The sequence below is a fragment of the Novilysobacter viscosus genome, from assembly GCF_046600715.1.
GTDB lineage: Bacteria > Pseudomonadota > Gammaproteobacteria > Xanthomonadales > Xanthomonadaceae > Lysobacter_C > Lysobacter_C viscosus.
This window is the reverse complement of sequence record NZ_JBJMAV010000017.1, coordinates 1-5,705: the sequence shown is the minus strand read 5'-3', so window position 1 is coordinate 5,705 and position 5,705 is coordinate 1. Positions and strand designations below refer to the sequence as shown.

General features: G+C 55.7%; 2 tRNA genes and 3 rRNA genes. All 5 read left to right on the top strand.

From position 1 onward, the window contains the following. Nucleotides 1-396 precede the first annotated feature (396 nt). The 5 genes from ACJQWL_RS13885 (at nt 397) to rrf (ending at nt 5,606) form a co-directional block, all read left to right on the top strand. Nucleotides 397-1,941 (top strand): 16S ribosomal RNA (locus ACJQWL_RS13885). A 118-nt stretch (nt 1,942-2,059) separates the two neighbouring features. Then, a tRNA-Ala gene (locus tag ACJQWL_RS13880) sits at nt 2,060-2,135 on the top strand. 32 nt (nt 2,136-2,167) lie between these two features. Continuing rightward, nucleotides 2,168-2,244, top strand: a tRNA-Ile gene (locus ACJQWL_RS13875). A gap of 250 nt (nt 2,245-2,494) precedes the next feature. Then, a 23S ribosomal RNA gene (locus ACJQWL_RS13870) occupies nt 2,495-5,372 on the top strand. A gap of 119 nt (nt 5,373-5,491) precedes the next feature. Beyond that, nucleotides 5,492-5,606: ribosomal RNA gene (gene rrf / locus ACJQWL_RS13865) — 5S ribosomal RNA — on the top strand. The 16S, 23S and 5S rRNA genes sit together here with 2 tRNA genes alongside, the layout of an rRNA operon. The last annotated feature ends 99 nt before the right edge of the window (nt 5,607-5,705 follow it).

The following is a 5,705-nucleotide window of genomic DNA, read 5'->3' as shown; positions in this document are numbered from 1 at the left end:
CCACCCCCTTCCCAAGCGTGAAGCGCATGTGCACAATGCGCGGCCCTGTTGAGGGGGCGGCCTTTGGGGGCGGCCCTGAACGGGTGGGATCTGCAGCAGAAACCGTGTCGAGAAGGTGTTGACGGCCCGGAAATCTGCTGTAAGATGTGCGGCTCGCTTGGGCACTGAGGTGCCTGGGCAGGGGGCGCGGCGTTGAGGCCGGTTCCCATGATCTTTGACAGTGTGCGCAGGTGACTTGTGCGGGCGTCTGGCCGGTGGCGATGGTTGTCCATCAGCAGACGTTCGTTACGAGCACAATTTGATTCAAATGTCAGCAATGACAAGCGAGTAATTTGGTGCCCGGAACGGGCTCTGCACTCGAAGCATTGGCTGGGTTTTCGGACCTGGCAAAAAACTTAAGTGAAGAGTTTGATCCTGGCTCAGAGTGAACGCTGGCGGCAGGCCTAACACATGCAAGTCGAACGGCAGCACAGGAGAGCTTGCTCTCTGGGTGGCGAGTGGCGGACGGGTGAGGAATACGTCGGAATCTGCCTATTCGTGGGGGATAACGTAGGGAAACTTACGCTAATACCGCATACGACCTACGGGTGAAAGCCGGGGACCTTCGGGCCTGGCGCGGATAGATGAGCCGACGTCGGATTAGCTAGTTGGCGGGGTAAAGGCCCACCAAGGCGACGATCCGTAGCTGGTCTGAGAGGATGATCAGCCACACTGGAACTGAGACACGGTCCAGACTCCTACGGGAGGCAGCAGTGGGGAATATTGGACAATGGGCGCAAGCCTGATCCAGCCATGCCGCGTGTGTGAAGAAGGCCTTCGGGTTGTAAAGCACTTTTGTTGGGGAAGAAAAGCACTGGGCTAATACCCCGGTGTCATGACGGTACCCAAAGAATAAGCACCGGCTAACTTCGTGCCAGCAGCCGCGGTAATACGAAGGGTGCAAGCGTTACTCGGAATTACTGGGCGTAAAGCGTGCGTAGGTGGTTTGTTAAGTCTGATGTGAAAGCCCTGGGCTCAACCTGGGAATGGCATTGGATACTGGCAGTCTAGAGTGCGGTAGAGGGTAGTGGAATTCCCGGTGTAGCAGTGAAATGCGTAGATATCGGGAGGAACATCCGTGGCGAAGGCGACTACCTGGACCAGCACTGACACTGAGGCACGAAAGCGTGGGGAGCAAACAGGATTAGATACCCTGGTAGTCCACGCCCTAAACGATGCGAACTGGATGTTGGGAGCAATTAGGCTCTCAGTATCGAAGCTAACGCGTTAAGTTCGCCGCCTGGGAAGTACGGTCGCAAGACTGAAACTCAAAGGAATTGACGGGGGCCCGCACAAGCGGTGGAGTATGTGGTTTAATTCGATGCAACGCGAAGAACCTTACCTGGCCTTGACATGCACGGAACTGCCCAGAGATGGGCGGGTGCCTTCGGGAACCGTGACACAGGTGCTGCATGGCTGTCGTCAGCTCGTGTCGTGAGATGTTGGGTTAAGTCCCGCAACGAGCGCAACCCTTGTCCTTAGTTGCCAGCACGTAATGGTGGGAACTCTAAGGAGACCGCCGGTGACAAACCGGAGGAAGGTGGGGATGACGTCAAGTCATCATGGCCCTTACGGCCAGGGCTACACACGTACTACAATGGTGGGGACAGAGGGCTGCAAGCCGGCGACGGTGAGCCAATCCCAGAAACCCCATCTCAGTCCGGATCGGAGTCTGCAACTCGACTCCGTGAAGTCGGAATCGCTAGTAATCGCAGATCAGCATTGCTGCGGTGAATACGTTCCCGGGCCTTGTACACACCGCCCGTCACACCATGGGAGTGGGTTGCTCCAGAAGTAGCTAGTCTAACCGCAAGGGGGACGGTTACCACGGAGTGATTCATGACTGGGGTGAAGTCGTAACAAGGTAGCCGTATCGGAAGGTGCGGCTGGATCACCTCCTTTAGAGACAAAAGACAGCGTAATCAAAGCCTGTCAGGCGTCCGCACAAGTGACCTGCATTCAGAGTTCCGATCAGCCGCAGGGCTGATGCGGGAGCGTCCCTTTTTTGCTGTTGAAGCATGGGGCTTTAGCTCAGCTGGGAGAGCACCTGCTTTGCAAGCAGGGGGTCGTCGGTTCGATCCCGACAAGCTCCACCAACGGTGGCGGGTTCCTGGGAAGGCGACACATTGGGTCTGTAGCTCAGGTGGTTAGAGCGCACCCCTGATAAGGGTGAGGCCGGTGGTTCGAGTCCTCCCAGACCCACCACATCGCGTGGTCCGGTGTGCCGCCAGGCTGCCGGCGAACTCTGAATGAATCTGCGCACACTCAAGATTTGAAGCGATCGGGCACTGTGGCCCGCGTCGTGTTCTTTGAAAACTGGGACGTAGCGAGCGTTTTGAGACGGAATGTCCATGACGTGTCGTAGAGGCTAAGGCGGGGCCCTAGAGGCCCTAATATTTGAAGTGAGACGTTGTGTTCACGCAACGTATGATCCCGAGGCGACTTGGGGTTATATGGTCAAGTGAATAAGCGCACACGGTGGATGCCTTGGCGGTCAGAGGCGATGAAGGACGTGGCAGCCTGCGAAAAGCGTGGGGGAGCTGGCAACAAGCATTGATCCCGCGATGTCCGAATGGGGAAACCCACTCCGCAAGGAGTATTGCATGGTGAATACATAGCCATGCAAGGCGAACCCGGTGAACTGAAATATCTAAGTAACCGGAGGAAAAGAAATCAACCGAGATTCCCTAAGTAGTGACGAGCGAACGGGGAGCAGCCCTTAAGCTGTTTGAGTTTTAGCAAAACAACCTGGAAAGGTTGGCCATAGACGGTGACAGCCCGGTATGCGAAAAGGCTCTTTCAGTGAAATCGAGTAGGGCGGGGCACGAGAAACCCTGTCTGAACATGGGGGGACCATCCTCCAAGGCTAAATACTCCTGACCGACCGATAGTGAACCAGTACCGTGAGGGAAAGGCGAAAAGAACCCTGGTGAAGGGAGTGAAATAGACCCTGAAACCGTGTGCGTACAAGCAGTAGGAGCCCTTCGGGGTGACTGCGTACCTTTTGTATAATGGGTCAGCGACTTACTGTTCGTGGCAAGCTTAACCGTATAGGGGAGGCGAAGGGAAACCGAGTCTGATAAGGGCGCATAGTCGCGGGCAGTAGACCCGAAACCGGGTGATCTAGTCATGCCCAGGGTGAAGGTTGAGTAACATCAACTGGAGGCCCGAACCCACTCCCGTTGCAAAGGTAGGGGATGAGGTGTGATTAGGAGTGAAAAGCTAATCGAACCCGGAGATAGCTGGTTCTCCTCGAAAGCTATTTAGGTAGCGCCTCGGACGAATACTGCTGGGGGTAGAGCACTGTTATGGCTAGGGGGTCATTGCGACTTACCAAACCATGGCAAACTCCGAATACCAGCACGTACTATCCGGGAGACACACGGCGGGTGCTAACGTCCGTCGTGAAAAGGGAAACAACCCAGACCCACAGCTAAGGTCCCAAATCAGTACTGAGTGGAAAACGATGTGGAAAGGCACAGACAGCCAGGAGGTTGGCTTAGAAGCAGCCACCCTTTAAAGAAAGCGTAATAGCTCACTGGTCGAGTCGGTCTGCGCGGAAGATTTAACGGGGCTAAGTACTGAACCGAAGCTTGGGGTGCATACTTTGTATGCGCGGTAGAGGAGCGTTCCGTAAGCCGATGAAGGTGGATTGAGAAGTCTGCTGGAGGTATCGGAAGTGCGAATGCTGACATGAGTAACGATAATGGGGGTGAAAAGCCCCCACGCCGAAAGCCCAAGGTTTCCTTGCGCAACGTTAATCGACGCAGGGTGAGTCGGCCCCTAAGGCGAGGCAGAAATGCGTAGTCGATGGGAAGCTGGTTAATATTCCAGCACCTCGCGTAAGTGCGATGGAGGGACGGAGAAGGTTAGGTATACCGGGCGTTGGTTGTCCCGGGGAAAGCAGGTAGGCGGATCCCTTAGGCAAATCCGGGGGGTCATTAACGCCGAGCAGCGAGACGAGCCCTTTAGGGCGAAGTTACCGATACCACGCTTCCAGGAAAAGCTCCTAAGCTTCAGCTTACGCAGACCGTACCGTAAACCGACACAGGTGGGCAGGATGAGAATTCTCAGGCGCTTGAGAGAACTCGGGTGAAGGAACTAGGCAACATGGCACCGTAACTTCGGGAGAAGGTGCACCCCTGATGGTGGCTCATGCGAGCTATAGCTGTCGGGGGTCGCAGTGACCAGGCCGCTGCGACTGTTTATCAAAAACACAGCACTCTGCAAACACGAAAGTGGACGTATAGGGTGTGACGCCTGCCCGGTGCTGGAAGGTTAATTGATGGGGTCAGCCGCAAGGCGAAGCTCTTGATCGAAGCCCCAGTAAACGGCGGCCGTAACTATAACGGTCCTAAGGTAGCGAAATTCCTTGTCGGGTAAGTTCCGACCTGCACGAATGGCGTAACGACAGCGGCGCTGTCTCCACCCGAGACTCAGTGAAATTGAAATCGCTGTGAAGATGCAGCGTTCCCGTGGCAAGACGGAAAGACCCCGTGAACCTTTACTATAGCTTTACATTGAACGTTGAGTTCGTCTGTGTAGGATAGGTGGGAGGCTATGAAACCCTGGCGCTAGCCGGGGTGGAGCCAACCTTGAAATACCACCCTGTCGTGCTTGACGTTCTAACCTGGGTCCGTAATCCGGATCGGGGACCATGTATGGTGGGTAGTTTGACTGGGGCGGTCTCCTCCCAAAGTGTAACGGAGGAGCACGAAGGTACGCTCAGCGCGGTCGGACATCGCGCACTGTGTGCAAAGGCATAAGCGTGCTTGACTGCAAGATCGACGGATCAAGCAGGTACGAAAGTAGGTCTTAGTGATCCGGTGGTTCTGTATGGAAGGGCCATCGCTCAACGGATAAAAGGTACTCCGGGGATAACAGGCTGATACCGCCCAAGAGTTCATATCGACGGCGGTGTTTGGCACCTCGATGTCGGCTCATCACATCCTGGGGCTGTAGTCGGTCCCAAGGGTATGGCTGTTCGCCATTTAAAGTGGTACGCGAGCTGGGTTCAGAACGTCGTGAGACAGTTCGGTCCCTATCTGCCATGGGCGTTGGAGATTTGAGAGGGGCTGCTCCTAGTACGAGAGGACCGGAGTGGACGAACCTCTGGTGTTCCGGTTATCACGCCAGTGGTATTGCCGGGTAGCTATGTTCGGAAGCGATAACCGCTGAAAGCATCTAAGCGGGAAGCGCGCCTCAAGATGAGATCTCCCGGGAGCTTGACTCCCCTAAAGGAACCATCAAGACCAGGTGGTTGATAGGCTGGGTGTGTAAGCACAGCAATGTGTTGAGCTAACCAGTACTAATGATCCGTGTGGCTTGACCATATAACCTCAAGTGGCCTTGGACTCGACGATACGTCGACGACATTCCAGACCAAAATAATCACGCTCGCTACGTCCCAACCCATGAGAGTCCGCGCCGCAGGCGCGACTCCACCCCCTTGTCCAGTGACAATAGCGGTGTGGCACCACCCGATCCCATCCCGAACTCGGAAGTGAAACGCACATGCGCCGATGGTAGTGTGGCCTAAGCCATGCAAGAGTAGGTCATCGCTGGGCATTTACACCCAAGGCCGGTTCCCGAAAGGGACCGGCCTTGTTCTTTTGGCGATCCGGTAACCGAGCAGCCGCCTCGACGGGTCAAAGCCCGTATCCCAA